Genomic DNA, 26,499 nt, shown 5'->3' on the forward strand with positions numbered 1-26,499 from the left:
AAAGGACGCACCACCCCATGACGCAGACGCACCGCGGGTGCCCGGTCGCGCACACCGACTTCACCGGGTCCGCTCCGATCCTCGAGCACTACAGGATGCTGGACGAGGACCGGGAGAAGGCGCGCTTCCTCTTCAACGACACCACCGACCGCGGCTTCCTCATGCTGCAGCGCTACGACGACGTCCAGGAGGGCTTCCAGCAGCACGAGACCTGGACGACAGCGGTGCGCAGCGCGCTGCGGCCGGGCCTCGGCGAGCCGCTGCTGCCGCAGGACCTCAACGGGCAGCCGCACGTCAAGCTGCGCCGGATCCTCAACCAGTTCTTCGCACCCGCCGCCGTGCGGCGGATGGAGCCGATGGCCAAGCAGCGGTGCATCGAGCTGATCGAGGAGATCGAGGACGCGGGCAGCTGCGACTTCGTCAAGGAGTTCGCGATCCGCTATCCGACCGACATGTTCCTGGCGCTGCTCGGCCTGCCGGTCAGCGACGGCGAGCAGTTCCTCGAGTGGTCCGACGACTACTTCGGCGCGCTCCTGGCCGGTGACCCGGGCCGGGCGGAGGCCGCGAAGACGAGCATCATGAAGTACTTCGACGAGGCGGTCAACGAGCGGCGCGCCCACCCGCGCGACCCCAAGGAGGACATGGTCACCCGGCTCGTCCAGGCCCGCATCGACGACGAGGCGCTCACCCAGGACGAGATCCTCACGATCTGCCTCACGCTGATGCTCGCGGGCCTGGACACCACCCGCAGCGCCCTCGGCTACATCTACGCCCACCTCGCCCAGAACCCCGCGGACAGGCAGGCGCTGATCGACGACCCGGCGCTCATCCCCAAGGCCGTCGAGGAGTTCCTCCGCCTCTACCCGCTGGTCTTCCAGGCCGGCCGCGAGGTGCAGGAGCCGCAGGACTTCAACGGCCTCGAGGTCGAGAAGGGCGACGTCGTCTGGCTCGGCATCGCGCAGGCCAACCGCGACCCGCGCAAGTTCGAGAACCCCGACGAGTTCGACGTCGCGCGCCACAATGCCAACCAGCACCTCGCCTTCGGCGGTGGCCCGCACCGGTGTCTCGGCATGCACCTGGCCCGCCTGGAGCTGAAGGTCGTGCTGGAGGAGTGGCACCGGCGGATCCCGGAGTACCGGATCAAGGCGGGCACCGAGCTGACCGAGCGCGGCGTCCAGCTCAGCATGTCCTCGCTGCCGCTCGAGTGGGACGTGGAGGCCTGATGTTCATCGCGATCGACGCGGGCAAGTGCATGGGCCACGGCCGGTGCTACGCCGTCGCCGAGGACCTGCTCTCCGACGACGACGAGGGCTTCGTGGCCGAGCGCGGTCGCTGCTGGGAGCTCCCGGCGGACCTCGTCGGCCAGGCACAGGACGCCGCGGACGCCTGTCCCGAGGGCGCGATCGCGGTCACGGAGACCGCGCCGGCCGATGCTTGAGCACCTCCGCGTCCTGGACCTGACCGACGAACGCGGCCTGCTCTGCGGGCGGCTGCTTGCCGACCTGGGCGCCGACGTGGTCCAGGTCGAGCCGGCGGGCGGGTCCACGGCCCGCCAGGCACCGCCGGTCGCCGAGGGCGCCGCCCCGAGCTCGATGTACTGGGAGGCGTTCGCCGCCGGCAAGCGCGGGGCCGCGTTCGACCTCGACGACCCCCAGGAGGTGGCCCGGCTCCGGCTCCTCGCGGACGCCGCCGACATCGTCGTCACCTCCTGGCCGCGCCCGCGCCTGGAGGCGCTCGGCCTCGACCCGGCGACGCTGCGCGCCGACCGGCCGGGGCTCGTCTACACGGTGGTCAGCGCGTTCGGCTGGGACGGCCCCAAGGCGCCGTACGCCGACACGGACCTCGTGGTCTGGGCGGCCGGAGGCCCGCTTGCCCCGCATCGCGACGGCGACCTCCCGCCGCTGCGGATCAGCGTCCCGCAGGCCTTCCTGCACGCGGCCGCGGACGCGGCGGCCGGCACCATGATCGCCGTCCTCGCCCGCGGCGCGACCGGCCGCGGCCAGGTCGTCGACGTCTCCGCGCAGGAGGCCGTCGGCGTCGCCACCCTCGCCCGGGTCCTCGCCACGGCCGTCGGCGACGACCACCCGGAGTGGCAGACCACGCCCGGCAAGCGCACCGGCGGACGCACCGACCAGAGCGGCAGCGGCGCGGCGACCCCCAACAGCCTGAAGAAGTGGCACTGCCGCGACGGGATGGTGGAGCTCCACCTCTCGATGGGTCCCGCCGCCGGCACGTTCACCAACAACCTGTTCGCCTGGCTGCGGGACGAGGGGGCGGTCGAGGAGCCCGTCGCGTCGTGGGACTGGCGCGTCGTGCCGGACCGGCTGGTCTCCGGTGAGCTCGGCCACGACGACCTCGACGTGGCGCGCGCCGCGGTGCGGGCGTTCCTGCTGACCAGGACCAAGGCGGAGGTCCTCGACGCCGCCATCCGCCGGCGGCTGCTGTGCATGGCCATCTTCGACATGGCCGACATCGCCGCGAGCCCGCACCTGGAGGAGCGCGGCTTCTGGGGGCACGTCGACGTCGGCTCGACCGACGTCAAGCTGCCCGGCCGGATGGCGCAGGTACGCGGCCCCGAGGGTCCGCGGGTCCGCGGTCGCGCGCCGCTGGTCGGCGAGCACACCGACGTCGTACTGAGGGAGTGGCTGCGATGACCACCGACGCGTTGGCCGGGCTGAAGGTCCTCGACCTGTCCTGGGTCGTCGCCGGACCGCTCATCGGCCGCACCCTCGCCGACTTCGGCGCCACCGTCGTGCGGGTCGAGTCGAGCGTCCGGGTCGAGACCGCGCGCCTCATGCAGCCCTTCCACGGCGGCGTGCAGGACAAGGAGGGCTCCGCGCTCTTCGGCAACTGCAACGCCGGCAAGCTGGGCCTGACCCTCGACCTCAAGTCCGAGGAGGGCCAGCAGGTCGTGCGCGACCTGGTGGCGTGGGCCGATGTCGTCGTCGAGTCCTTCTCGCCCGGCCAGCTCCGGAAGTGGGGCCTCGACTACGAGACCCTGCGCGCCGGCAAGCCGGACCTCGTCATGCTCAGCACCTCGATCGCCGGGCAGCACGGTCCCTGGTCGACCCTCGCCGGCTTCGGCAACGTCGGCTCGTCGCTGAGCGGGTTCCAGCACCTGGTCGGCTACGAGGACCGGCTGCCGATGGGCACCTTCGGGCCCTACACCGACTACGTCGGCCCGCGCCTCGCCCTCGTGACGCTGCTGGCCGCGCTGGAGAACCGCCGCCGTACCGGCGAGGGCGCCTACATCGACGTCTCGCAGGTCGAGGCCGGCATCTACTTCCTCTCGCCGCAGGTCGCGCAGTTCGGCTACGACGGCACGATCGCCGAGCGCCAGGGCAACCGTGACCAGCAGTACGCCCCCCACGGTGTCTTCGGCTGTCGGCAGGTCGACGGCAAGGACCGCTTCGTGGCGGTCGTGGCCCGCGACACCGCCGAGTGGCGCGCCCTGGCCAGGGCGATGAGCCGGCCCGACCTGGCCGATCGCGCCGACCTGGCGACGGTCGAGGGGCGGCGGGCGGCACAGGACGAGATCGAGTCCGCCGTGGCCGCCTGGACCAGCGGGCTCGCCGCGACCGAGGTCGAGCGCGTGCTCCAGTCCGCCGGCGTCCCCGCGCACCTCGCGGTCACCAGCGACGACTACCCGGCCGACAGCCAGCTCGGGCACCGCGGGCACCTGGTCGAGCTGCCGCACCCGCGCCACGGCACCACCTGGGTCGAGGGCCCGCGCTACGCGCTGTCCGAGACGCCCGGGCGTCCGCGCGGCGCCGCGCCCACGCTCGGTCAGCACAACGAGATGGTCCTCACGGAGATCCTCGGCTACGACGCCGAGCGGGTCGCCGTACTCACCGAAGGAGGGATCCTGCGATGACCGCGACAGCGGACACCGGACAGGACTGGCAGGCCGCGTGGCAGCCGGTGATCGACGCGATCGGGAAGGACTTCGCCGAGGGCGCGGTCACCTGGGGTGGCGACGCCGTGGAGCGCGGCGGGATCCGCCGCTACCTCGAGCCGCTCGAGCTCGACTGCGCGCTGCACACCGACCCGGAGCTGGCCCGCGCGGCAGGGTACGCCGACGTCACGATGCCGGCCACCGGCGTCATCGCGTGGACCATTCCCGCGGCCTGGACGCCGGGGCAGGTGCTCTTCGCCAGCAGCGAGCGCGACGCCCAGCCCGTGCACAGTGCGATCAACAACGCGGACATGACCCTGGGGCCGCGCACCACCGGCTTCTTCGGAACCGACATCGAGGTCGACTTCCTGCGCGACGTCGTGGCGGGGGAGCGGCTGGGCCGCCGGGGGAGGACCCTGCTCAGCTGCAAGCCCAAGGAGACCGCGGTCGGCCGGGGCGCGTTCCTGACCTGGGGGAGCGAGATCGTCACCGCGGAGCTCGAGGTCGTCGGCCGGATCCGGATCGGCACCTACGCCTATGTTCCGCACGCCAAGGAGGAGGACGCGTCGTGAGTGCCGAGACCCCGCTGCTGGAGGGCCGCCGCTTCGAGGACGTCGTCGTCGGCGACCAGCTGCCCGTCGTCGAGCTGCCCCTCACCGTCTACCGCCTGGTCATGGCGGCCGGCAGCAACCGCGACTTCAACTCGATCCACCACAACACCGAGTACGCCCGCTCGACCGGAGCCGAGGAGATGTACGCCAACACCTCCTTCCTGATGAGCTCCTGGGAGCGCAGCGTGCGCGACTGGATGGGACTGGCCGGCCGGATCCGCGGCATCCGCGGCTTCCGGATGCGCAGCTTCAACTACGTCGGCGACACCCTGCGGGTCATCGCGGAGGTCGCCGCCACCCGCCTCGAGGGCGAGACGGGCATCGTGGAGATCGTGATCCGCTGCGAGAACGGCGCGGGCGTGAGCGTGGGCCCCGGCGTGGTCGAGGTCGAGCTGCCGCGCCGCGCTGCCGAGAGCGGCACGGCCGCCCCCACCACCCGCACCACCGGACAGGAGACCCCGTGACCGCCGCCATCGCCGGACTCGGCATGACCGAGATGGGCAAGATCTACGGCCGCACCGCCACCCAGTTCGCCGTCGAGGCGATCAGCCGTGCCGCCGAGGACGCCGGCCTGACCCTGGCCGACATCGACGGCCTGTACGTCAACCCGGGCGTCAAGAACGACACCGACCTGCGCCTGCAGTCGACCCTGCAGATGCGCGACACCCGTCTGCTGGCGACGATCCAGGGCTTCGGCTCCTCGGCCGGCCAGATGGTGCAGTACGCCGCCATGGCGATCGACGCCGGCATGGCCGAGGTCGTCGCCTGCGTGTACGCCGACGCGCCGCTGAAGGAGGGCAAGCGCGCCGGCGCGGCGTACCCCGGTCAGGCTCGGGCGATGGAGGGCGTCGGCTCGCTGCCGTTCGCCGCCGGCCTCAAGGCCGCCCCGGAGCGCTATGCCGTCGCCGCCCGCCGGCACATGGAGAGGTACGGCACCACCAGCGAGCAGCTCGGCGCGGTCGCGGTCGCGGCCCGGCAGTGGGCGGCGATGAACCCCGCGGCGCAGATGCGCGAGCCGATGACACTCGAGGACCACCAGTCCTCGCGGATGATCGCCGACCCGCTGCGCCTGCTGGACTGCTGCCTGGTGAGCAACGGCGCGGTCGCGGTGATCGTGACCAGCGCCGAACGGGCCGCGACCCTGCGGCAGCCGCCCGTGCACGTGTGGGGCTGGGGACAGGGGCATCCGGGCTACGTGAACCGACGCGACAGCGAGTTCGGTCTCGTCACCGGCGCCGCCCGGTCGGGCGCGGACGCGCTGAAGATGGCCGGCGTCGGTGTCGACGAGATCGACGTGCGCGAGCTCTACGACTGCTTCACCTACACGACGCTCATCACGTTGGAGGACTACGGCTTCTGCGCGAAGGGCGAGGGCGGCGACTTCGTCGCCAGCGGCGCGATCGCCCCCGGCGGGTCGCACCCGACCAACACGGGCGGTGGCGAGCTGTCGTCGTTCTACATGTGGGGGATGACCCCGCTGTCCGAGGCCGTCATCCAGGCACGTGGCCAGGGCGGCGAGCGGCAGGTGCCGCAGCACGACCTGGTGATGGTCAGCGGCAACGGCGGCGTCCTCGACTTCCACTCCACACTGGTCCTCAGCCCCCACCCGAAGACGAGGTGACCGCGATGTCCCTGGCTCCCGTCGTCCGCGACGACTTCTCCGCCCCCTTCTTCGAGGCCTCGGCCGAGGGCCGGCTCCTGCTGCGCTTCTCGCCGAGCAGCGGCGCGTGGTCGGAGCCGAGCGCGATGGTGTGCTCGGTCTCCCAGGCCGCCGACCTGGAGTGGCGCGAGGCATCCGGTCGCGGCCACCTGGTCAGCTGGACGATCAAGCCCGGGCGTCCGCGCGACGACCAGCCCGCCCAGGACACCGTCATCGGCATCGTCGAGACCGACGAGGGTCCGTGGCTGACCCTGCTGCTGCCCGACGCCGATGTCGCCGCGCTCGCGGTCGGCGCTGCTGTCGAGGTGCGGTTCGTCCGGCCCGAGGGCAGCGAGCACCTGCCGGTGGGTCGGCTCGGGGGCTGAGGCTCGCCGGCTGTAACTATCTGTTGTTGCCTCCACCACACCGGTCTACCGGTACGCCAGTGGCAGTAGCAGTTAGTTACAGCGGCGTGCCCGGGCCGTCAGAAGGTGACGACGGTCCGAGCGGCGGTGGCGCCGTCGATCCCGTCGAGCGCGGCCGCGAGTCCGTCGATCGAGACGGTGGCGCCCTGCAGCGCATCGAGGTCGAGCCGGCCGGAGAGGTACATCCGCGCGTAGAGCGGTACGTCGACCCGCAGCCGGGTGCCGCCGAGCCGTGAGCCCTGCAGCCGCTTCTCGGCGAGCAGGTCCGACGCCGGGATGGAGACGGCGTCCCCCGGCCGGGCGAGGCCGACCACAGTGGCCGTGCCGCGGGTGCGCAGCATGGCGAAGGCCTGGGCGATGGTCGCGGGGAGACCGACCATCTCCAGCGCGTGGTCGACACCACCGGTGAGGTCGAGGACGGCGGCGACCGGGTCGGTCGTGGCGGCGTCGACGACGTCCGTGGCGCCCATCCGGAGGGCGAGGTCGAGCTTCTCGGGCATGCGGTCGACGGCGACGACCCGGGACGCGCCGGCGAGCACGGCGCCCTGCACCGCGCTGAGCCCGACGCCGCCGCAGCCGATGACGGCGACGGTGTCGCCGACCCGGACGGCGGCGCTGTGCCGCACGGCGCCCAGGCCCGTGATCACGGCGCACCCGAGGAGGGCGGCCTTGTCGAGGGGCATGTCCACGGGGATCTTCGCGACGCTGGACGCCTGGACGAGCATCTCCTCGGCGAAGCTGCCGATCCCGACGAACTGGGTGACGGCCCGGCCGTCCAGGGTGAGCCGTGGCGATCCGTCGGCGCGGGTCCGCCTCAGGTCGGTGCAGTGCTGGGGATGTCCCTGGCTGCACCAGGGGCAGGTGCCGCACGACCCGGCCGGCGCCACGACGACGTGGTCGCCGGGTGCGATCCCGGAGACGTCGCGGCCGACCTCGACGACGACGCCGGCCGCCTCGTGCCCGAGCACGGTGGGCAGGCCGAGCGCCGGGTTGCCGCCGGTCTGGCCGTGGCGGTCGGAGTGGCAGATGCCCGTCGCGGCCGTGCGGATGCGCACCTCCGCGGCGAGGGGCGCCTCGACGTGCACGTCCTCGAGCACCACCTGCTGATCGAACCCGTGCAGCACCGCAGCCTTCACGCCGAGCGTCCTCTCTCTTGCCTCTGTGATGGACGTTACCGTAGATTGCTGATCATCAAAACCATGGATTGACCCGGATCGACTCCGAGGGAGGACAGACGCGTGGCCGCGATCGACGTCGAGACCAGAGGACCCCACGGCAACGTCCGGTGGATCACCATCAACCGTCCCGACCGGCTCAATGCCTACGACCTCGACATGGCGCGGACGATGATCGCGGCCTTCGAGGACGCCGCGGCGTACGACGCCGTCGTGCTCACCGGCGCCGGCGGAGCCTTCTGCGCCGGGGGTGCCCTCGACCAGCTCGGGGAGCCCGATCCCGAGCAGCTGCGCTCGCTCTTCACCGGCTCGCTGCGGCTGGTCGACGCCATCCGGTCCTGCCCGCGCCCGGTGATCGCCGCGGTGGACGGAGCCGCGGCCGGCGGCGGCAACGAGCTCGTCGTCGCCTGCGACTTCGCGATCGCCACCGAGCGCTCGACGTTCGGCCAGACCGGGCCCCGCGTCGGCTCGGCGCCGGTGCTCGGCGCCACGAACCTGATGGCGGTGCAGATCGGCGAGAAGCGCGCCAAGGAGATGGCGATGCTCTGCCGTCGCTACTCCGCCCAGCAGGCGCTGACGATGGGCCTGATCAACGAGGTCGTGCCCGACGGCGCCCTGGCCGAGGCCGTGGATCGGTGGCTCGGTGAGATCGAGCGGCTGAGCCCGCGCTATCTCGAGATCGCCAAGATCAGCTCCAACCAGTGGTGGAACGCCTCCAAGGACAACATGAGCGCCGGGCTCGGCATGCTCATCCAGGCCATCGGCAGCGAGGACATGCTCGAGGGCGCCAACGCCTTCCTCGAGAAGCGCAAGCCCGACTTCCGCGCCGCGCGGCGCGCCCAGCAGAAGCCGACCGAGAAGGACGACCAGTGAGCATCCGGCACTACCGCGACCTCCAGCCCACCTTCGCCGACCGCGCCCAGTGGGCGCTGCCGACCGTGCTGCGTCATCACGCCGCGGAGCGCCCCGACGCGGTCTGGCTCGACTGTCCCGAGGAGGGGCGCACCTGGACCTTCGCCGAGACCCTCGCGGCCGCCGAGCGCGTGGGCCGGAGCCTCCTCGCCGCGGGCGCCGAGCCGGGCGACCGGGTGGTCCTGGTCGCGCAGAACTCCTCACAGTTCGTCCGGACCTGGGTCGGCACCGCCGTGGCCGGGTTGGTCGAGGTGCCGGTCAACACCGCCTACGAGCACGACTTCCTCGCCCACCAGGTGAGCACCGTCGAGGCCACGCTCGCCGTCGTCGACGACGTCTACGCCGCCCGCTTCGTCGCGATCGCCGAGGCGGCCAAGTCCATCCGCAAGTTCTGGGTCATCGACACCGGCACCCGCGACGAGGCGCTCGAGACCCTGCGCGCGGCCGGCTGGGACGCCGCGCCGTTCGAGGAGCTCGACGAGGACGCCGGCGCGCCCGGCGTCGTCGACGGCGCGATCGCGCTGCCCGACGTACGCCCACAGGACCTGGCGTCGGTGCTCTTCACCTCCGGCACCACGGGCCCGAGCAAGGGCGTGGCGATGCCGCACGCGCAGATGTACTTCTTCGCCGACGAGTGCGTGTCGCTGGTCCGGCTCACGCCGGCGGACGCCTGGATGTCGGTGACGCCGCTCTTCCACGGCAACGCCCAGTTCATGGCGGCCTACCCGACGTTGGTCGCGGGCGCCCGGTTCGTGACGCGCAGCAGGTTCTCCGCGAGCCGCTGGGTCGACCAGCTGCGCGAGAGCCGCGTGACGGTCACCAACTTCATCGGCGTGATGATGGACTTCATCTGGAAGCAGGACCGGCGCGAGGACGACGCCGACAACCCGCTGCGCGTGGTGTTCGCCGCGCCGACCGCCGCCACGCTGGTGGGCCCGATGAGGGAGCGCTACGGCATCGAGGCCTTCGTCGAGGTCTTCGGCCTGACGGAGACCTCCGCGCCGATCATCTCGCCGTACGGCGAGGACCGCCCCGCCGGGGCCGCCGGTCTCGCGGCGGACGAGTGGTTCGACGTCCGGCTGGTGGACCCGGACACCGACGAGGAGGTCGCCATCGGGGAGATCGGCGAGCTGGTCGTGCGGCCGAAGGTGCCGTTCATCTGCTCGATGGGCTACTTCAACATGCCGGACAAGACCGTCGAGGCGTGGCGCAACCTGTGGTTCCACACGGGGGACGCGCTGCGCCGAGACGAGAACGGCTGGTTCTACTTCGTGGACCGGTTCAAGGACGCCCTGCGCCGCAGGGGCGAGAACATCAGCTCCTACGAGATCGAGACGTCGATCCTCGCGCATCCCGCGGTCGTCGAATGCGCGGTGATCGCGGTGCCGGCCTCCAGCGAGGCCGGGGAGGACGAGGTGATGGCCTACGTCATCACCGGCGGCGACGCGTCGCCGCCCACCGCCGAGGAGCTGTGGGCCCACTGCGACGTCCGGATCCCGTCCTTCGCCGTGCCCCGCTTCCTCCGCTTCGTCGACGAGCTGCCGAAGACGCCCTCGCAGCGGGTCCAGAAGGCGAAGCTGCGCGCCCTCGGGGTCACCCCGGACACCCACGACCGGGAGGGCTGAGCCGTGCACCCCTACCGAACCGTCCTCTTCGTCCCCGCGCACAAGCCGGAGTGGGCTGCGAAGGCACTGGCCTCGGGCGCGGACTGCGTGGTCCTCGACCTCGAGGACTCGGTGCCCCACGACCTCAAGCACGAGGCCCGCGCGACCGTGCGCGAGACCCTGCCGAAGCTGCGCGCCGAGCGGCCGGAGGTCGGCCTGTTCGTGCGGCCCAACGCCCTCGCCACCCGGCTCGCCGGCGCCGACCTGGAGGCCGTCGTGTGTCCGGAGCTCGACGGGATCTTCGCCCCGAAGATCAAGGACGCGACCGACGTGCTGCGCTGGGAGACGCTCATCGACTGGTTCGAGGCGCGCAACGGCGCCGAGGGCCTCGAGATGATCGTGCCGGTCGAGATGGTCGACGCGATCACCAACTGCTTCGAGATCGCCGCGGCCTCGCCACGGGTCGGCGCGATGATCGGACCGACCTCCGAGCACGCCGACATCGCCCGCGCCGTCGGCTTCCGCCAGTCCCCCGAGGGCTCGGAGACGTTGTACCTGCGCAGCCGGATCCTGCTCGCCTGCCGACAGTACGGTCTGCACCCCCTGACCGCCCTGTGGGAGGACCTCGCCGACCTCGACGGCCTGCACCGCTTCGCCGACTACGGCTTCCAGCTGGGCTTCCGCGGGATGATCGCGATCCACCCCAGCCACGTGCCGGTGATCAACGAGGTGTTCACGCCCTCGGACGAGGAGGTCGCCTACTACGAGGACCTCGTCGCCACCGTCGACGCGGCGGTCGCGCGGGGCGAGGGTGCGATCCGCTTCCGCGGCCAGCATGTGGACCTCGCGCACGCCGACAAGGCCCGTGACTGGCTCGAGCACGCCCGGCTGGTGCGCGGGGGGACGCCTGCCCGATGAGGGCGTTCGTCCTGGACCGGGACGGCTGGCGGCTCACGGACGTACCTGACCCCCGCCCCGCGCCGGGGCAGGTCGTGGTCCGTACGACGGCCGCCGGGCTGTGCCACTCCGACCTGACCCTGGCGAGCAGGTCGGCCGACGAGCAGCGATTCGCCCTGCCCGTCGTGCTCGGCCACGAGCTCGCGGGCACGGTGGTCGCCCTCGGCGCCGGCGTGACTGACGGCGGGGACATCGCGATCGGCAGTGCCGTGGTGGGCTACGGTCCCCGCGGCTGCGGTCGCTGCGCCGCCTGCGCGACGGGCGCGGAGAACTACTGCCGTGCGCCCGGCTCGCGGCTGCCGCCGGGACTCGGGGCGGACGGAGCCCTGGCCGAGCTCGTCGCCGTCGACCTGGACCATCTCCTCCTCGCGACGGGCGTCCCGCCCGCGCAGGGCGCGGCGCTGACCGATGCCGGCCTGACCGCCCTGCACGCCCTCGGCCGTGCCCTCGCCGCGGTCGGCCTGCCGCCCGACGAGGTCACCGTCGTGGTCCTGGGGATCGGCGGGCTGGGCCATGTCGCGGTCCAGCTCGCCCGACGCGCCGGCGCGTCCGTGATCGCGGTCGACCGGCTGCCCGCCAAGCGCCGACTGGCCGAGCGGCTCGGGGCGGACCACGCGCTGCCGGCCGACGCGGACCTCCCCGGCGCCGTGCGCGAGCTCACCTCCGGACGCGGTGCCGACGTGGTGCTCGACCTGGTCGGCTCCGGGCCGAGCCTGGCCCAGGCGGCGGACCTGGTCGGCGTGAACGGCGTGATCTCCGTCGTCGGTGTGGGCAGTGGCCGTCTCGAGGTCGGCATGCACGCGCTGCCGCTCGGCGTCCGCACCGACCTGCCGTACTGGGGCACGCGGCCCGAGCTGGCCCGGCTGCTGGAGCTGGCGGCCGCCGGGGAGGTCCGCGTCGAGGTCGAGGAGGTCGCGCTGGACGAGGTCGAGGCGGCCTATACGCGCCTCGCCGCCGGCGCGGTGCTGGGACGAGCGGTCGCGGTCCCGGCGCCGGAGCTGCTTGACCGGTGACCGAAATCACTGATAAGGATTATATCGATCATCATCGCTAGGGAAGGTGCTGCCCATGTCCACAGGTCTGACGAGAGGACGGCGCCGCGGCGCCGTCCTCACCGCTCTCACGACGGCGATGCTCGCCCTGGCGGCCTGCTCGGGATCGTCGGCGACCGAGGAGACCAACGCGGGCGGTGAGAGCATCGAGTACGGCGCCGACCGGGCGGCGTACGCGGAGGCGCTCGCCGACATGGAGCCGGTGACCCTGGCCATGCAGTCCACCGGTCCCAAGGGCTCGGCGACCGGACGGCGCTTCGAGGACTACGCCGCCGTCGTCGAGGAGTGGTCGGACGGCAAGATCTCCTTCGACCTCACCTACGCCAACGGCATGGCACCGCCCGACGAAGTGCACCTCGCCCTCGCGGACGGCCGGCTCGACGTCGGCTCGGTCATGCCCGCCCTCATCCCGGACGAGCTGCCGGCCGCCAACGCGCTCGGCGACCTCAGCCACCTGGGTCGACAGACTCCCGTGGACTGGATGCTCCAGTGGCACGGGATCATGCTCGACATCGCCGCTGCTGCCGACGACGTCGACCGCGAGTACGAGGCGCATGGCATGAAGCTGTTGCTGCCCGCCTTCGGATCGGGCGCCTACATGCCCTACTGCACCGATCCCGGCGCCTCCGCCGATGCGCTCGACGGTCGCGGCATCGCGAGCCAGAGCAAGGTGCAGAACCGGGAGGCCGAGGCGCTGGGCCTCGCGCCGACCTCGATCAGCTACGCCGAGATGTTCGAGGGCCTGCAGCGCGGTGTCATCGACTGTGCCTTCAGCACGGTCACGGGTGCCGCGCTGGGCGGGTTCATCCCGGCGGCGCCGCATGTGGCCTACGCCGAGGACGAGGGGTTCAACTCGCCGGCCGGCACGATCGCGATCAGCCTGGCCCGCTGGAACGAGCTGCCGCTGGCGGCCCAGCAGCTCATGTTCGACCGGCTCGACGTGCTCCTGCAGGCCAACTTCGAGGGTGCCTGGGAGAACACCGCCGCGGCCGTCCAGGCGGTCCTCGACGCCGGCGGCGAGCTGGCTGCCTTCGACGACGATGCCGTGGCCCGGCTGGCCGCCGTCCACTCCACCGTGGAGGAGGAGGTCGCCGGCAGCGACGCGGTCAGCGACGGCCGGGCACTGGTCGACGTCGCCACGCAGGCCGAGGAGGAGTGGGCGAACCGGATCGACGAGCTCGGCATCGACGGCGTCGGCACGTCCTACGAGGACTTCCCCGCGTGGTACGCGCGGGGAGTGCCGGACCTGCAGCCGTACTTCGACGCCCTGTGGGACGGCGCCATGGGCGAGCGGCGTCCGTCGTGAACTTCGACGTCGACCCGGTCCACGACGACATCCGGCAGGGGATGCGCGACCTGTGCGCGAGGTTCCCCGACGAGTACTGGGCCGCCAGGGACGAGCTGCACGAGTTTCCCTGGGACTTCTACCGCGCCGTCACGGACGCCGGGTGGCTGGGCCTGACCATCCCCGAGGAGTACGGCGGCGGCGGGCTCGGCGTCACCGAGGCGGCGATCGTGGAGCGCGAGATCTCCGCGTCCGGCGCCGGGATGGGCGGGTGCAGCTCGGTCCACATCGGGATCTTCGGCTTCGAGCCGATCCTGCGCCACGGCAGCGAGGACCTGAAGCAGCGCTTCCTGCCGCGGGTGCCGAAGGGCGACCTGCAGATCTCGTTCGCGGTCACCGAGCCCGATGCCGGCACGGACACGACCAACCTGTCCACCTTCGCCCGCAAGGTCGACGGCGGGTGGCTGGTGTCGGGCAAGAAGGTCTGGATCTCCAACGCCCAGCAGGCCGAGCGGATGCTGCTCCTGGCGCGGACCACGCCCAAGGACCAGTGTGCTCGTCGGACCGACGGGCTGACGGTCTTCTTCGCGCCGGTCGACCGGGACCGCGTGACGATCCGGCCGATCCCCAAGATGGGCCGCAACTCCGTCGACAGCAACGAGCTGTTCATCGACGACCTCTTCGTCGCCGACGAGGACGTCGTCGGCGAGGTCGGCCGGGGCTTCGAGGTGATCCTCACCGGCCTCAACGCCGAGCGGGTGGTCGCCGCCAACGCGATGCTCGGGATCGGAGAGGCGGCGCTGCGCCGCGGCGTGCGGTATGCCCAGGACCGGGTGGTCTTCGGCCGCCCGATCGGTCAGAACCAGGGCCTGTCGTTCCAGCTCGCGGAGGCCAAGATCCGGCTCGAGGCCGCCGACGCGGTGCTGCAGAAGGCGACCTGGCTGGTCGACCGGCAGCGGCCCTGCGGTGCGGAGGCCAACTACGCCAAGTGGCTGTGCGCCGAGGCGGGCTTCTACGCCGCCGACGTGGCGCTGCAGGTGCACGGCGGCATGGGCTACAGCAAGGAGTTCCACGTCGAGCGGTACTTCCGCGAGGCCCGGCTGATGCGGATCGCCCCGATCAGCCAGGAGATGGTGCTCAACTACGTCGCCGAGCACGTGCTCGGCCTGCCGAGGAGCTACTGATGCGCGGCCTGTACTTCGAGGAGTTCGAGATCGGGAAGGTCTACCGGCACGCCTTCCGGCGCACGGTGACCGAGATGGACAACGTCCTCTTCACGTCGTTGACCATGAACGTCGCTCCGATCCACCTCGACGCCGAGCATGCGAAGACCACGATCCACGGCCGTCCGCTGGTCAACAGCCTGTTCACCGTGGCGCTCATCGGGGCGTTCCACGTACCCGAGCTGACGATGGGGACCACGCTGGGCAACCTCGGCTACGAGGAGATGCGCTTCCCCGCGCCCGTCTTCCACGGCGACACCCTGCGCGGGGAGACCACTGTCGTCGACAAGCGGGAGTCGGCCAGCCGGGACGACTCGGGGATCGTGTGGTTCGAGCACCGCGGCTACAACCAGGACGACGTGCTCGTCATGACCTGCAAGCGGGCCGGACTGATGATGCGGCTCCCTGCCGACGGCACGGCGTTCGGAGAGTGAGCGCTTCGTGACGGAGCAGCACGAGGGCCGGTACCCGCACGTCTTCACCCCGATCACCATCGGGACGATGCGGCTGCGCAACCGGATCATGGTTCCGCCGCACGGCTCCGGGATCGGGAACCTGTGGGGCACCGACGCCGAGGCCGAGACCCACATGGCCTACTGGGAGTCGCGGGCGCTGGACGGCGCGTCCTGGATCGACGGCGTACGCGGCCGGGTCCGCAACCCCGTGATCCCCGGCTTCGACACGGGCGGCTACGGCGCGGAGACCATCGGCAACTACCGGCAGCCGAACTACGTCGAGCGGGTCCAGGAGCTGGCCCACCGGCTGCACCGGGCCGGGGCGGTGGTCACCAGCCAGCTCACCGTGATCGGCGGGGTGCCGCAGTCACCCGGCCGGGTGCTCAGCTCCCCGCTCACCAACGCCCGGCCGCACGTGATGTCGACCGCCGACGTCGCCGAGTACGTCGAGGAGTACCGGTTCAGCGCCACCCGCGCCCGCGAGGCCGGGCTCGACGGCATCGAGCTGCACCTCAACCACGACGACATGCTCGAGTGGTTCCTCTCGCCGCTGACCAACGACCGCACCGACCGCTACGGCGGGTCCCTGGAGAACCGGGCCCGCTTCGCGGTCGAGTCGCTGCGGGCCGTCCGCGAGGCGGTGGGCTCGGAGCTGACCGTCGGGGTCCGGTTCAACCTGCGCGAGGAGATGCCCGAGGGCTACGACGAGAGCGGCGGTGTCGAGGTGGCGCAGCTGCTCGAGGCGACCGGCCTGGTCGACTACCTGCACGCGGTGGTCGGCTCGCCCTGGGGCGACCCCAGCTACATCCAGTCCCAGCACTACGACGCCGCGCAGTGGGCCGAGCTGGCCGGACGGGTCCGCAAGGAGGTCTCGCTGCCGGTGGTCTATGCCGGCCGGGTCAACACCGTCGCGGTGGCCGAGCAGGTGCTGGCCGCCGGCCACGCCGACGTGGTCGGCATCGCGCGGGCCTACCTCGCCGAGCGCGATCTGCTCGCCAAGGCGCGCGCGGGCCGCGAGGGCGAGATCCGCCCGTGCGTGGGCGGCAACGACTGCATCAGCCGGCAGTACGCCGAGGGCCTGCCGTTCTCGTGCGCGGTCAACCCGCACGTCAAGACCGAGGCGCAGGGCCGGTGGGGCGAGGGCGACCTCGGCGTCGCCGCGTCGCCGCGCAAGCTGCTGGTGATCGGTGGCGGACCGGCGGGCCTCGAGCTGGCCGCGCTGGCCGCGGAGAGCGGACACCAGGTGGCGCTCTGGGAGGCCGGTGAGCGGCTCGGCGGCCAGCTCGCGACCGTCGCCAACGCGCCCACCTTCGACAAGTACGGCGAGTACCTCACCTGGCAGGAGGCGCGGTTGGCCCGGCTCGGGGTGGACGTGCGTCGGGCGACGACGGCCACCGTGGAGTCGGTGGTCGCGGCGGAGGCCGAGGTCGTCGCGGTCGCCACCGGCGCACGACCGCACCGGCCGGTGCTGCCGGGAGTCGACCTGCCGCACGTCGTGGACGCCGCGGACGTGCTGGGCGGCACCGCCGCCGTGGGCGACCGGGTGCTGATCATCGCGCGCGACGACCACCTGCCGCCGCTCACCGTCGCTGACCTGCTCGCCGGCCAGGGCCGCCAGGTCACCCTGGTGTACGGCGCCCAGCAGCCCGGCCAGCAGCTCGGTCGCTACATCCTCGGCGGCGTACTGGCGAGGCTGCACAAGCAGAAGGTGGAGTTCCGCCACCTCGAGGAGGTGCGGGCGATCCACGCCGACGGCGTCGACGTACGACACGTCTACACGTTCGAGTCGCAGCGGCTGTCCGGCTACGACACCGTCGTGCTCGCCTGTGGCGCGGACAGCGACGACACCCTGTTCCAGCAGCTCCAGGGCAAGGTGCCCGAGCTGCACGTGCTCGGCGACGCGTACGCACCCCGGCGGCTGTCGTTCGCGACCCGCCAGGCCTACGCGCTCGCCGAGGTGCTGGCCGGCCACCCCGAGGTGGTCGACGGTCGTTGGTCATCGTCCCCGGTGGAGCGGATCGGATGAGCGCCCGCACCGCCCTCGTCGTCGGCGGCGCCGGCGCGATCGGAGCCGCCTGCGTGCGGGCCCTCACCGCCGACGGGCTGAGGGTGGTCCTGGCCGACCTGGACGAGTCCGCTGCCGGTCAGGTCGCGGAGCGCACCGGCGCCGTCGGAGCGGTCGGCATCGACGTCACCTCCGCCGACAGCGTCCGCGACGGCGTACGGCGTGCCGTCGAGATCCTGGACGGCCTCGACGTCGCCGTGAACCTCGCCGCCATCGGCGGCCCGCCCGTTCGGTTGCACGAGTACGACGACGCCGGCTGGGAGCGGGTCGTCGACGTCAACCTCAACGGCACCTTCCGCTGCCTGCGCGAGCAGGTGGGGGCGATGCTCGGGACCGCGGGCGCCGCTGCCGGTGCCGGTGGCAGCATCGTGGTGGTCTCCTCGGTCGGTGCCGGCGTCGGGTTCGCCGGCGCGGCCGCCTACTCGGCCACCAAGCACGCACTGACCGGACTGACCCGATCGGCTGCGCTGGAGTACGCCGGGGACGGCATCCGGATCAACGCCGTCGCGCCCGGCTTCGTGGACACCGGGCTGCTGCGCTCTCGCCGTACGGACGAGGAGATCGCCCACCTCGAGTCGGCCCACCCCCTCGGCCGGCTTGCCACGGTCGAGGAGGTCGCGGCCGTGGTCGCCTTCCTCGCCTCTAGCGCAGCCGGCTTCGTGACGGGCTCCTGCTACGGCGTCGACGGTGGCTTCCTGGCCGGCAACGCGAACCTGCTGAACCGTCCCGAGTAGCCCAGCCGCCCGCGCCCCGTGCGGGCGTCTCGATACCGCACCTGCGCTCGTTCAGCGCTGCGGCGCTACTCGACGACCACGCGGACTCGGCGTTCTAGGCTCTTCGGTGGAAGCGGATGTCGCCGTCGGGCAGGGTGTCATGGTCATAGACCTGGTCATGGATCCGGTGATGATGAAACCCGCACAACAAGATCCCGTTGCCCAGGCTCGTCACCCCACCCAGCGCCCACGGTTGCAGATGATGGGCCTCGCACCACCGAGCCGGGATCGTGCACCCCTCACCCCGACACACCGGATCACGCAACCGCAGCGCCCTGCGGATCGCCGTGCTGAACAACCGCTGCTTGCGACCCAGGTCCAGGACCTCGCTCTCCCCGCCCAGGACGGCGGGGATGACGCCCCCCGTGCACGCCAACCGCCGCGCCTCGGCCGCAGAGATGTCCGTGGTGCCCGTTGGCGACAGCGGGTTCGTGGTCGTCGCCGCCCCCATCCCCGACAACAACTGCTTGATCCCGATCGTCACGACCACCGACGTCGCGTCCCCGCCCTGGTCGGGCAGCTTCGACGGGTCCAGGTGCTCCAACAGGCGACGGAACGCCTCGGCCAACTGCCGGTGTCGCGGCAACCGCACCACATCCGGGTTCGACCCCGCACCGTCGTTCCCGACGTCGTGCTGGTCGCGCTGGTTGGGGTGGCGGGGATTGGTCCACCCGTCCAGGTACGTCTCGAACCGACCGGCGACCGCATCGGCGACCCGAAGATGGATCTTGGTGGTGCCGTCGCCGACGGGGCGGAACCGCACCGAGGCCTTCTCCTCCGCATGCCGCTCTTGCTCCGCCAACCGCCGCGCGTCCTCGGCGTCGGCGATCTCGGGAGCCGAGACATGCAGAATCGCCCGCCCCAACCGGCGCAGCTCGGCGGGACCGAAGTCCGCGGCCAACCGGATCAGGTCCGCCTCCGCCTGCTGTTTCACCGCGACCCCGACCCGGTCGGGCAGGTCATCGACACAAGCGGTGATGACCCGCACCTGCTCCAGGTTCACCCCACCCTTGGCGAGCGCGGCAGCGGTCGCGGTGAACCGGTCCGCCACCGCTGAGGCCAGCCGCTCCTCGGCCCGCACCTTGGCGGGGTCGGCATGCACGGCTTTGGCGAACCAGCCCGCCACATCGCGCGACCCGTGGCTCTCCGCGACGTCACCGGCGACCGCCAGCGTGCGCAGCCGCAGCTCCACGACCTGCGCCTCCAGGCCCGCGAGCTCGGTCAGCAACCGCTCCTTCTCCCCCGTCGAGAGGTACAGCGGCTGCATGTCCCGCACGCCGGCCAGGGCCTCCCGCGACACCGCCACCGCAGCCGCCAACGGAGCAGGCGGTGACTGGATGAGGGACATCGGAGCGGCCTTCCCGATCGGCTTCGGCGTACGCCGATCCTCTCAAGCGGCTCCGACACGAAGGCCCTTCTCACACTGAGCTGTGGAGACAGGCTCGACTCTGACAGGGGTCTCGACAGGCTCGACCTACGGTTGGCGTCAGGGATAGCGGGCGACGAGGCGGCCGGTGACGTCACCCCGGCGCAGCCGGTCGAGCGCGGCCGGGATGTCGTCGAAGCCGATCGGCTCGAGGGCGGGGGAGAGGTCGCCCGAGGCGAACATCTCGTACACCGCGGCGATGTCCTCGACGGTCCCGCCACGGGAGCCGAGCAGGGTGACCTGCTTGAGGATCAGGGCGTTGGTCGAGATCGTCGACTCCAGGCGACCCATCCCGACCTGCACCACGCGCCCGAAGTCGCGCACGGTCTCGATCGCGGCGGCGGTGGTGGTGCCGAACCCGGCGAAGTCCACGATCAGGTCGAGACCGACGTCGGCGAAGGCGGTGATGTCGGCGGCGACCTCGGTGACACCGAGCTCGCGCGCCATCGGCCACAGCGACTGCTTGGGCTCGGCGGCGTACACCTCCGCCCCGCGGAGCACCGCGATCCGCGCGCCCACCTGCCCCAGGCCGCCGAGGCCGATGATGCCGACCTTGTCGCCGGCGGCGACCTCGCCGCGCACCACCACGGCCCGGTACGGCGCCCGGCCGGCGTCGGTGCCCGCGGCGGCCAGCTCGAAGGAGAGCCCCTCGGGGACGCGGACGAGGTCGGGCGGGTCCGCGACGACGTACGGCCCGTAGCCGCCGTCGCGGCCGAGTCCTGGCCGGGTGCTGCCGGCGGGGTTCACGGCGACCCGGTCGCCGACGGCCCAGCCGTCGACCCCGACCCCGACGGCGGCGATCACGCCGGCGACCTCGTGGCCGAGGGTCAGCGGGAACGGACCGAGCCGGGCGGTCCAGGTGGCGTCGTCGAGGATCCCGACGTCGGTGTGGCACAGGCCGGCCGCGCGCACGGCCACCAGCACCTCACCGGGACCGGCGACCGGCTCGGGGAGGTCGGTCAGGCGCAGCGGCTCGCCGGTGCCCGTCATCTGCCAGGCACGCATCGTCGCGCTCAGCGGCCCGTCCAGCGGGGCGCGCGCTTCTCGACGAAGGCGAGTGCGCCCTCCTGGGCGTCGGCGGACTCGCGGACCGGGTTCACGAAGGCCTCCTGACGGTCGAACATCTCGGTCAGGGGCCAGTCGGCCGACCGGACCAGCACCTGCTTGGAGGCGGCGAGGGCGAGGGGCGCGTTCGCAGCGACCTCGTCGGCGAGGTCGAGCGCGGCGGCCAGCGCCTGCCCGGGCTCGGTGAGCCGGTTGACCAGGTGGACCTCGGCAGCGTCCGGTGCCGGCCACATGCGCCCGGTCAGGACCAGCTCCATCGCCAGGTGGTACGGGATCCGGTGCTGCAGGCGCAGCAGGCCGCCGGCCGCGGCGGTGAGGCCGCGCTTCACCTCGGGCAGCCCGAACCTCGCCGCGGACGAGGCGACGACGAGGTCGCAGGACAGCACGATCTCGAAGCCTCCGGCGAGCGCGTAGCCCTCGACGGCGGCGATCACGGGCTTGGTCGGCGGTCGCCTCACGATGCCGGCGAAGCCGCGACCCTCGACGACGGGGCGCTCGCCGCGGGCGAAGCCCTTGAGGTCCATGCCCGCACAGAACGTGCCGCCGGCACCCGTGATCACCGCGACGCTGAGGTCCGCGCGGTCGTCCAGGAGCTGGAGCGCGTCGGCGATCCGGTGCGCCATCGCCATGGACATGGCGTTCTTCGACTCGGGCCGGTTCATGGTCAGCACGAGGACGCGGCCCCGCTCCTCGACGAGCAGGTCGGTGTCGGTCACGATGCTCTCCTCCGTGGTCATCGCGGGCTCATCCGGATCGCGCCGTCGAGGCGGATCGTCTCGCCGTTGAGGTAGGGGTTCTGGACGATCTGCTCGGCGAGCAGGGCGAACTCGTCGGGCTGGCCGAGCCGGGCGGGGTTCGGGACCTGCGCGCCGAGGCCGTCCCGGATCTCCTGCGAGAAGCGGGCCAGGATCGGGGTGTCGAAGACGCCGGGCGCGATCGTGTTCACCCGGATGCCCTTGGTGGCCAGGTCCCGTGCGGCGACGAGAGTCATCCCCACGACGCCGGCCTTCGCCGAGGCGTAGGGGATCTGGCCGATCTGGCCCTCCCATGCGGCGACCGACGCGGTCAGCACGCACACGCCGCGCTCGCCGTCGACAGGCTCGTTCGCGGCCATCCGCGCGGCCGCCAGGCGCAGCACGTTGAAGGTGCCGACGAGATTGATGTCGATCAGCTGCCGGTAGAGGTCGAGGTCGCCGGCCGAGCCGTCCCGGTTGACGAGGCGGACCGTGCCGCCCTTGCCGGCGCAGTGCACCAGCGCCCGCAGGGGGCCCCGCTCGACGGCCAGGTCGAGCGCGGCGTCGACGCGCTGCGCGTCGGTGACGTCCGCGGCCGCGTACGATCCACCGACCTCCTCGGCGAGCTCCTTGCCGAGCTGCTCGTTGAGGTCGAGGACGACGACATGGGCGCCCGCGCGGGCCAGTCGCCGCGCGGTCGCGGCGCCGAGGCCGGACGCGCCGCCGGTGACGAGGGCCGAGGCTCCGGTGAGGTCCACAGTGTTCTCCTTCGGGTGGGCGGGCTCAGAGCCGCTCGAGGATGGTGGCGTTGGCCATGCCGCCGGCCTCGCACATGAGCTGGAGGCCGAGGCGCTGGTCGTTGTCCTCCAACGCGTGCAGCAGGGTGGTCATCAGCCGCGCTCCGGACGCGCCGAGGGCGTGACCCAGCGCGATCGCACCGCCGCGGGGGTTGACCCGCGCGGGATCGACGTCGAACTCGGCCTGCCAGGCGAGGGGGACCGAGGCGAAGGCCTCGTTGAGCTCGATGTGGTCGAGGTCGCCGACCGAGAGTCCGGCCCGCTCCAGCACCCGATGCGTGGCGGGGATGGGGCCGGTCAGCATGAGCAGCGGGTCGTCGCCGACCACCGCCATGCTGTGGATCCGCGCTCGGGGGGCGAGCCCGAGCTGCTCGGCGCGCTGGGCGGACATGAGGAGCAGGGCGCTCGCCCCGTCGGTGATCTGCGAGGAGTTGCCGGCGGTGACCGACCAGTCGATCTCGGGGAAGCGGGCGCCGAGCTCGGCGGTCTCGAAGACCGTCCTCAGCCCGGCCAGCCGCTCGACGGTCGTGCCGCGGCGGATCGTCTCGTCGCGGCCCACGACACCCGCCGGTGTCGTGACCGCGATCACCTCGCGGTCGAACGCCCCCGAGTCCTGCGCCGCCGCTGCCAGCTCGTGGGAGCGCACGGCGTGCTCGTCGAGCTCGGTGCGGGAGAGCTTCCAGCGAGCGGCCACCAGCTCGGCGGCGACCCCCTGGGACACCAGCCCGGGGGCGAAGCGCTCGGCCACCCGCGCGCCGTACGGGTCGGCGCCCATCCGGGCCGAGCCCATGACGACCCGGCTCATGGACTCCACGCCGCCGGCGACGATGACATCGGCCTGGCCGGACGCGATGGCCTGCGCGGCGAAGTGCACGGCCTGCTGGCTCGACCCGCACTTGCGGTCGATGGTGGTCGCCGGGACGTGCGGGGGCAGGCCCGCGCCCAGCCAGGCCATCCGGCCGGGAGTGGCGGACTGCTCGCCGACCTGGGACACGCAGCCGACGATCACGTCGTCCACGGTCGCCGGGTCGAGGGCGGGGGAGCGGTCGAGCAGGGTCTCGATCGTCTGGGAGAGGAGGTCGACGGGGTGGAGGCCGGCGAGCGCACCGTCGGGCTTGCCCCGACCGCTGGGCGTGCGTACGGCATCGACGACGACGACGTCGGAGAGGTAGCGTCCAGTCACCCCTAATGCTTATCATGATATTCATCAAGTGTCACGAGGCCTTGACATCCGCCTGGGTGGCGAATCTAGGATAATGATTACAACCGTGAAGGAGGATGTCGTGCCGAACGACGAGTACGCGGAGGTCCGGCGGCTCGCCGCTCAGGTCGCCCGCGACGTGTACGGGCCGGTGGCCGAGGAGATGGACGTCAACCGCACGCCCGTGTCCCGCGAGCAGCGCATGCAGCTGGGCGAGCTCGGGTTCCTCGGCATCGCCCACCCCGAGGAGTACGGCGGCTCCGGTGCCCCGCTCGCCCAGGCGCTGGTGGTGGTGGAGGAGTTCGCCAAGGTGTGCCGTCCGGCGGCCTTCCAGATCTTCGAGGCCAACACCGGCCCCGCCCAGGTGGTCAACCACCTCGGCACCGAGGAGCAGAAGCGGCGGTGGCTCCCGGCGATCATCTCCGGCGAGCGGACCATGGCCGTCGGCATCTCGGAGCCCGACGCCGGCTCGGCGGCCACGGACATGCGCACGACCGCCAAGGTCACCAACGGCACCGTCGTGGTCAACGGCAACAAGCGCTGGATCTCCAACGGCGGCGAGGCCGACCAGTACGTCGTGTACTGCCGCCTCTCCGACGCACCCGGGGCCAAGGGCATCGGCGCGGTCGTCGTCGACAAGGGGGCACCCGGCTTCTCGTTCGGGGCCAGTGAGCGCCTGATGGGCTTCCGCGGCATTCCCTCGGCCGACCTCTACTTCGACAACGTCGAGGTGCCCGAGTCGAACATCATCGTTCCCGCGGGCGGCTTCGGCAGGCTCTTCGGCGTCTTCTCCATCGAGCGGATGGGCAACACCACCATGAGCCTGGCGATCGGGCAGGCCGCGCTCGACCGGACGCTCAAGTACGTCGAGGAGCGCGAGCAGTTCGGCAAGCCGCTCATCGAGTTCCAGAGCATCCAGGTGATGGTCGCCGACATGGTGCTGCAGGTGGAGGCCGCGCGCCTCCTGCGCGACCAGGCGGCCGCGTCGGTGGACGCGCGGGGGATGCCCGACGCGCTCAAGGTGTCGCTCGCCAAGTGCACGGCCAACGAGATGGCCAAGCGGGTCACCGACCTCGCCATGCAGATCCACGGCGGCAACGGCTACACCGAGGAGTACGGCATCGAGCGGCTCCACCGCGACGCCCACGGCTGGGCGATCGCCGGTGGCACGCCCACCATGCAGCGCATCCGGATCGTCTCCGAGGTGCTCGGCCGCAAGTTCGACCAGCGCCGCTGATGATCACCGGCCGACCCGTGACTGCCGCGGACGCGGCAGGGAGGATGGACCCATGTTCGACCTGACCCCGGAGCACCGGGAGATCCAGGCCGCGGCACGCGCGCTGGCTGCCGCCGTCGAGCCGTTCGCCGACGAGGCGGACGAGTACGTCGAGGTGCACCCGAAGGTGCGCGCGCTGCTCGCCGAGAGCGGGCTCGCCCGCCACGTCGTCCCGGCGCAGTACGGCGGCGTGAGCGAGGTGCTCGACCCGCTCACCATCGCGGTGGTCCGCGAGGCGCTGATGTACTCCTCCGCCCACCTGGACTCGATGTTCGGGATGCAGGGCGTCGGCAGCTACTCGCTGTCGGTCGGCGGCTCGGACGAGCTCAGGGCGCAGTGGCTGCCGAGGGTCGCCTCGCTCGAGGCCATCGCGGGCCTGGCGCTGACCGAGCCCGACGTCGGCTCGGACCTGCGCGCGGTCTCCACCACGATGGTGGTCGACGGTGACGAGCTCGTCGTCAACGGCAGGAAGTCGTTCATCACCAACGGCGGCGCGGCCGACTTCTACTGCACCCTGGTGCGCGAGGGCGAGGGCTGGTCGATGGTGCTCGTGCCCGCCGGCAGCGCCGGCCTGAGCATCGAGCGCGGCGCGGACCTCATCTCGCCCCACATCCTCGGCGAGCTCACCTTCACCGACGTCCGGGTGCCGTCCGGCAACCGCCTGGGCGTGCCTGGCAAGGCGTTCTCCCTGATGCTCCAGACCCTCGCCGTCTTCCGCGTCACCGTGGCCGCGTCCGGCGTGGGCCTGGCCCAGGCGGCTCTCGACGAGGCGAAGGCGCACGCGCTGGCCCGTGAGCAGTTCGGCAAGCCGCTCATCGAGCTCGGTGCCGTCGCGCAGAAGCTCGCCCAGTCCTGGACCGACGTCGAGGCCGCGCGCGCCTTCGTCTACCGGGCGGCGGCCCTGGCCAAGAGCGATCCGCTGGGCCACCTCGACTACTCGTCGATGGCCAAGGTGCATGCCACCGAGGCGGCCGCGGCCGTCGTCGACCGTTCGGTGCAGACGATGGGTCGCTTCGGCCTGGTCCGTGGTTCGAAGATCGAACGGCTCTACCGCAACGCGCGGCCGCTGCGCGTCTACGAGGGCGCGACCGAGGTGCTGCTCGACTCGCTGGCCCGGCGCCTGGCGAAGGGTGCCCGCTGATGGATCTCCGGCTCACCGGCACGGTCGTCCTCGTCACCGGCGCGAGCCGCGGTCTCGGCGCGGCGATGGCGATCGCCCTGGCGAGGGAAGGAGCGTACGTCGTCGCCACGGCGCGCTCCGAGGACAGCCTCGCGGAGGTCGCCGCGCAGGGGGAGGGCCGGATCTCGACCATCGCGGCCGACATGCGTGACGAGTCCTCGGTGCGGGCGATCGTGCCCGAGGTGATCGGGCGGCACGGCCGGGTCGACGGCCTCGTCAACAACGCCGGGATCGCCCCGGCCGGCAAGTTCGCCACGCAGGACCCCGCGGTCTGGACGGACGCGCTCGCCGTCAACGTGGTCGCGCCGATGCTCCTCGCGCAGGCGGCCGGAGTCCACATGATCGAGCAGGGCGGCGGCCGCATCGTCAACATCGCCTCCACGACCGGACTGCGGGGCAAGCCCTACCTCGTGCCGTACTCCACCTCCAAGGGGGCCGTGGTCCGCTTCACCGAGGCGCTCGCCGCCGAGTGGGCGGCCAAGAACGTGCAGGTCAACTGCATCGCCCCCGGAGCGTTCGTCACCGACGCGCAGAAGGCGGTGACCGAGTCGCCGGAGCTGCACGCCAAGCGGATCGCGAAGATCCCCGCCGGCCGGATGGCGGACCCCTCCGAGCTGGTGCCGCTGGCCTGCCTGCTCGTCTCCCCGCTGTCGTCGTTCACCACCGGAGCGACCTTCGTGGTCGACGGTGGCGAGTCCGGCAAGCTCTGAGAACACGTTCTGAGCTCCCGCACGTCCTCCTCGAAAGGC

At 72.2% G+C, this 26,499-nt stretch carries 26 protein-coding genes; 20 read left to right on the forward strand and 6 right to left on the reverse strand.

The window, feature by feature from the left end; translation table 11 throughout:
- Nucleotides 1–17: 17 nt before the first annotated feature.
- The 8 genes from KVF89_RS27420 to KVF89_RS27455 are packed head-to-tail and all read left to right on the forward strand — an operon-like array spanning nucleotide 18 to nucleotide 6,531.
- Nucleotides 18–1,223: a cytochrome P450 gene (locus tag KVF89_RS27420; RefSeq protein WP_257430310.1), complete on the forward strand. Its 1,206-nt coding sequence runs from the start codon at nucleotides 18–20 to the stop codon at nucleotides 1,221–1,223.
- Nucleotides 1,223–1,438: a ferredoxin gene (locus tag KVF89_RS27425; RefSeq protein ID WP_257430311.1), complete on the forward strand. Its 216-nt coding sequence runs from the start codon at nucleotides 1,223–1,225 to the stop codon at nucleotides 1,436–1,438. Before KVF89_RS27420 ends, KVF89_RS27425 begins: the two co-directional genes overlap by 1 nt.
- Nucleotides 1,431–2,654, forward strand: coding sequence for a CoA transferase (locus KVF89_RS27430; RefSeq protein WP_257430312.1), 1,224 nt, complete (start codon nucleotides 1,431–1,433; stop codon nucleotides 2,652–2,654). Before KVF89_RS27425 ends, KVF89_RS27430 begins: the two co-directional genes overlap by 8 nt.
- Entirely contained in the window at nucleotides 2,651–3,874 is a 1,224-nt protein-coding gene (locus tag KVF89_RS27435; RefSeq protein WP_257430313.1) for a CaiB/BaiF CoA transferase family protein, read from the forward strand. Before KVF89_RS27430 ends, KVF89_RS27435 begins: the two co-directional genes overlap by 4 nt.
- Entirely contained in the window at nucleotides 3,871–4,467 is a 597-nt protein-coding gene (locus KVF89_RS27440; protein WP_257430314.1) for an FAS1-like dehydratase domain-containing protein, read from the forward strand. The genes KVF89_RS27435 and KVF89_RS27440 overlap by 4 nt, the downstream gene beginning before the upstream one ends.
- The gene (locus tag KVF89_RS27445; protein WP_257430315.1) at nucleotides 4,464–4,970 is read left to right on the forward strand and encodes a hotdog family protein; all 507 of its coding nucleotides are present in this window, start codon (nucleotides 4,464–4,466) and stop codon (nucleotides 4,968–4,970) included. The genes KVF89_RS27440 and KVF89_RS27445 overlap by 4 nt, the downstream gene beginning before the upstream one ends.
- Complete coding sequence (locus KVF89_RS27450; RefSeq protein ID WP_257430316.1) at nucleotides 4,967–6,127, forward strand: thiolase family protein; 1,161 nt, start codon at nucleotides 4,967–4,969, stop codon at nucleotides 6,125–6,127. Before KVF89_RS27445 ends, KVF89_RS27450 begins: the two co-directional genes overlap by 4 nt.
- Nucleotides 6,128–6,132: 5 nt before the next feature.
- Nucleotides 6,133–6,531: a Zn-ribbon domain-containing OB-fold protein gene (locus tag KVF89_RS27455; RefSeq protein ID WP_257430317.1), complete on the forward strand. Its 399-nt coding sequence runs from the start codon at nucleotides 6,133–6,135 to the stop codon at nucleotides 6,529–6,531.
- Between the two features lie 98 nt (nucleotides 6,532–6,629).
- Here the strand turns inward: KVF89_RS27455 and KVF89_RS27460 are convergent, their stop codons facing one another.
- Nucleotides 6,630–7,706: a Zn-dependent alcohol dehydrogenase gene (locus KVF89_RS27460; protein ID WP_257430318.1), complete on the reverse strand. Its 1,077-nt coding sequence runs from the start codon at nucleotides 7,704–7,706 to the stop codon at nucleotides 6,630–6,632.
- Between the two features lie 102 nt (nucleotides 7,707–7,808).
- Here KVF89_RS27460 and KVF89_RS27465 point away from each other — a divergent pair, with 102 nt between their 5' ends.
- Genes KVF89_RS27465 through KVF89_RS27505 form a run of 9 tightly spaced genes read left to right on the forward strand, consistent with a single transcriptional unit; the run spans nucleotide 7,809 to nucleotide 18,032 of the window.
- On the forward strand, nucleotides 7,809–8,618 hold the full coding sequence (locus KVF89_RS27465) for an enoyl-CoA hydratase/isomerase family protein (protein WP_257430319.1): 810 nt from the start codon (nucleotides 7,809–7,811) through the stop codon (nucleotides 8,616–8,618).
- Complete coding sequence (locus KVF89_RS27470; protein ID WP_257430320.1) at nucleotides 8,615–10,282, forward strand: AMP-binding protein; 1,668 nt, start codon at nucleotides 8,615–8,617, stop codon at nucleotides 10,280–10,282. Before KVF89_RS27465 ends, KVF89_RS27470 begins: the two co-directional genes overlap by 4 nt.
- Before the next feature lie 3 nt (nucleotides 10,283–10,285).
- Nucleotides 10,286–11,179, forward strand: coding sequence for an HpcH/HpaI aldolase/citrate lyase family protein (locus tag KVF89_RS27475; RefSeq protein ID WP_257430321.1), 894 nt, complete (start codon nucleotides 10,286–10,288; stop codon nucleotides 11,177–11,179).
- On the forward strand, nucleotides 11,176–12,231 hold the full coding sequence (locus KVF89_RS27480) for a zinc-binding dehydrogenase (protein ID WP_257430322.1): 1,056 nt from the start codon (nucleotides 11,176–11,178) through the stop codon (nucleotides 12,229–12,231). The genes KVF89_RS27475 and KVF89_RS27480 overlap by 4 nt, the downstream gene beginning before the upstream one ends.
- 55 nt (nucleotides 12,232–12,286) lie before the next feature.
- The gene (gene dctP, locus KVF89_RS27485) at nucleotides 12,287–13,576 is read left to right on the forward strand and encodes a TRAP transporter substrate-binding protein DctP (RefSeq protein WP_257430323.1); all 1,290 of its coding nucleotides are present in this window, start codon (nucleotides 12,287–12,289) and stop codon (nucleotides 13,574–13,576) included.
- On the forward strand, nucleotides 13,573–14,739 hold the full coding sequence (locus KVF89_RS30525; RefSeq protein ID WP_257430324.1) for an acyl-CoA dehydrogenase family protein: 1,167 nt from the start codon (nucleotides 13,573–13,575) through the stop codon (nucleotides 14,737–14,739). Before dctP ends, KVF89_RS30525 begins: the two co-directional genes overlap by 4 nt.
- Nucleotides 14,739–15,212 (forward strand): MaoC family dehydratase, encoded by a 474-nt coding sequence (locus KVF89_RS27495; protein ID WP_257430325.1) that lies wholly within the window; start codon nucleotides 14,739–14,741, stop codon nucleotides 15,210–15,212. The genes KVF89_RS30525 and KVF89_RS27495 overlap by 1 nt, the downstream gene beginning before the upstream one ends.
- A 7-nt stretch (nucleotides 15,213–15,219) precedes the next feature.
- Nucleotides 15,220–17,259, forward strand: a complete 2,040-nt coding sequence (locus tag KVF89_RS27500; RefSeq protein WP_257430326.1) for an oxidoreductase — start codon at nucleotides 15,220–15,222, stop codon at nucleotides 17,257–17,259.
- The gene (locus tag KVF89_RS27505) at nucleotides 17,256–18,032 is read left to right on the forward strand and encodes an SDR family NAD(P)-dependent oxidoreductase (protein ID WP_257430327.1); all 777 of its coding nucleotides are present in this window, start codon (nucleotides 17,256–17,258) and stop codon (nucleotides 18,030–18,032) included. Before KVF89_RS27500 ends, KVF89_RS27505 begins: the two co-directional genes overlap by 4 nt.
- 94 nt (nucleotides 18,033–18,126) lie before the next feature.
- Here the strand turns inward: KVF89_RS27505 and KVF89_RS27510 are convergent, their stop codons facing one another.
- From KVF89_RS27510 to KVF89_RS27530, 5 genes are all read right to left on the reverse strand, one after another.
- Nucleotides 18,127–19,419, reverse strand: coding sequence for an HNH endonuclease signature motif containing protein (locus KVF89_RS27510; protein WP_306810125.1), 1,293 nt, complete (start codon nucleotides 19,417–19,419; stop codon nucleotides 18,127–18,129).
- A gap of 138 nt (nucleotides 19,420–19,557) precedes the next feature.
- Nucleotides 19,558–20,502, reverse strand: coding sequence for a zinc-binding dehydrogenase (locus tag KVF89_RS27515; RefSeq protein ID WP_257430328.1), 945 nt, complete (start codon nucleotides 20,500–20,502; stop codon nucleotides 19,558–19,560).
- A gap of 8 nt (nucleotides 20,503–20,510) precedes the next feature.
- Nucleotides 20,511–21,299, reverse strand: coding sequence for a crotonase/enoyl-CoA hydratase family protein (locus KVF89_RS27520; protein ID WP_257430329.1), 789 nt, complete (start codon nucleotides 21,297–21,299; stop codon nucleotides 20,511–20,513).
- The gene (locus tag KVF89_RS27525; protein WP_257430330.1) at nucleotides 21,296–22,054 is read right to left on the reverse strand and encodes an SDR family NAD(P)-dependent oxidoreductase; all 759 of its coding nucleotides are present in this window, start codon (nucleotides 22,052–22,054) and stop codon (nucleotides 21,296–21,298) included. Before KVF89_RS27525 ends, KVF89_RS27520 begins: the two co-directional genes overlap by 4 nt.
- A 25-nt stretch (nucleotides 22,055–22,079) precedes the next feature.
- Complete coding sequence (locus KVF89_RS27530; RefSeq protein ID WP_257430331.1) at nucleotides 22,080–23,276, reverse strand: thiolase family protein; 1,197 nt, start codon at nucleotides 23,274–23,276, stop codon at nucleotides 22,080–22,082.
- 100 nt (nucleotides 23,277–23,376) lie between these two features.
- Between KVF89_RS27530 and KVF89_RS27535 the strand changes: the two genes are divergently transcribed.
- Genes KVF89_RS27535 through KVF89_RS27545 form a run of 3 tightly spaced genes read left to right on the forward strand, consistent with a single transcriptional unit; the run spans nucleotide 23,377 to nucleotide 26,460 of the window.
- Nucleotides 23,377–24,531: an acyl-CoA dehydrogenase family protein gene (locus KVF89_RS27535; protein ID WP_257430332.1), complete on the forward strand. Its 1,155-nt coding sequence runs from the start codon at nucleotides 23,377–23,379 to the stop codon at nucleotides 24,529–24,531.
- 52 nt (nucleotides 24,532–24,583) lie between these two features.
- A complete protein-coding gene (locus tag KVF89_RS27540; RefSeq protein ID WP_257430333.1) occupies nucleotides 24,584–25,711 on the forward strand; it encodes an acyl-CoA dehydrogenase family protein in 1,128 nt (375 codons plus the stop codon).
- On the forward strand, nucleotides 25,711–26,460 hold the full coding sequence (locus KVF89_RS27545; protein ID WP_257430334.1) for an SDR family NAD(P)-dependent oxidoreductase: 750 nt from the start codon (nucleotides 25,711–25,713) through the stop codon (nucleotides 26,458–26,460). The genes KVF89_RS27540 and KVF89_RS27545 overlap by 1 nt, the downstream gene beginning before the upstream one ends.
- Nucleotides 26,461–26,499: the final 39 nt, after the last annotated feature.

Source organism: Nocardioides carbamazepini (assembly GCF_024614185.1).
GTDB lineage: Bacteria > Actinomycetota > Actinomycetes > Propionibacteriales > Nocardioidaceae > Nocardioides > Nocardioides carbamazepini.

What these genes read in the sequence shown, in the direction of transcription:
- KVF89_RS27545 (WP_257430334.1), top strand. Translation starts at nt 25,711, where the DNA reads ATGGATCTCCGGCTCACCGGCACGGTCGTCCTCGTCACCGGCGCGAGC.
- KVF89_RS27420 (WP_257430310.1), top strand. Translation starts at nt 18, where the DNA reads ATGACGCAGACGCACCGCGGGTGCCCGGTCGCGCACACCGACTTCACC.
- KVF89_RS27430 (WP_257430312.1), top strand. Translation starts at nt 1,431, where the DNA reads ATGCTTGAGCACCTCCGCGTCCTGGACCTGACCGACGAACGCGGCCTG.
- dctP (WP_257430323.1), top strand. Translation starts at nt 12,287, where the DNA reads ATGTCCACAGGTCTGACGAGAGGACGGCGCCGCGGCGCCGTCCTCACC.
- KVF89_RS27455 (WP_257430317.1), top strand. Translation starts at nt 6,133, where the DNA reads ATGTCCCTGGCTCCCGTCGTCCGCGACGACTTCTCCGCCCCCTTCTTC.
- KVF89_RS27505 (WP_257430327.1), top strand. Translation starts at nt 17,256, where the DNA reads ATGAGCGCCCGCACCGCCCTCGTCGTCGGCGGCGCCGGCGCGATCGGA.
- KVF89_RS27510 (WP_306810125.1), bottom strand. Translation starts at nt 19,419, where the DNA reads ATGTCCCTCATCCAGTCACCGCCTGCTCCGTTGGCGGCTGCGGTGGCG.
- KVF89_RS27540 (WP_257430333.1), top strand. Translation starts at nt 24,584, where the DNA reads ATGTTCGACCTGACCCCGGAGCACCGGGAGATCCAGGCCGCGGCACGC.
- KVF89_RS27520 (WP_257430329.1), bottom strand. Translation starts at nt 21,299, where the DNA reads ATGACCACGGAGGAGAGCATCGTGACCGACACCGACCTGCTCGTCGAG.
- KVF89_RS27435 (WP_257430313.1), top strand. Translation starts at nt 2,651, where the DNA reads ATGACCACCGACGCGTTGGCCGGGCTGAAGGTCCTCGACCTGTCCTGG.
- KVF89_RS27480 (WP_257430322.1), top strand. Translation starts at nt 11,176, where the DNA reads ATGAGGGCGTTCGTCCTGGACCGGGACGGCTGGCGGCTCACGGACGTA.
- KVF89_RS27515 (WP_257430328.1), bottom strand. Translation starts at nt 20,502, where the DNA reads ATGCGTGCCTGGCAGATGACGGGCACCGGCGAGCCGCTGCGCCTGACC.
- KVF89_RS27440 (WP_257430314.1), top strand. Translation starts at nt 3,871, where the DNA reads ATGACCGCGACAGCGGACACCGGACAGGACTGGCAGGCCGCGTGGCAG.
- KVF89_RS27495 (WP_257430325.1), top strand. Translation starts at nt 14,739, where the DNA reads ATGCGCGGCCTGTACTTCGAGGAGTTCGAGATCGGGAAGGTCTACCGG.
- KVF89_RS27425 (WP_257430311.1), top strand. Translation starts at nt 1,223, where the DNA reads ATGTTCATCGCGATCGACGCGGGCAAGTGCATGGGCCACGGCCGGTGC.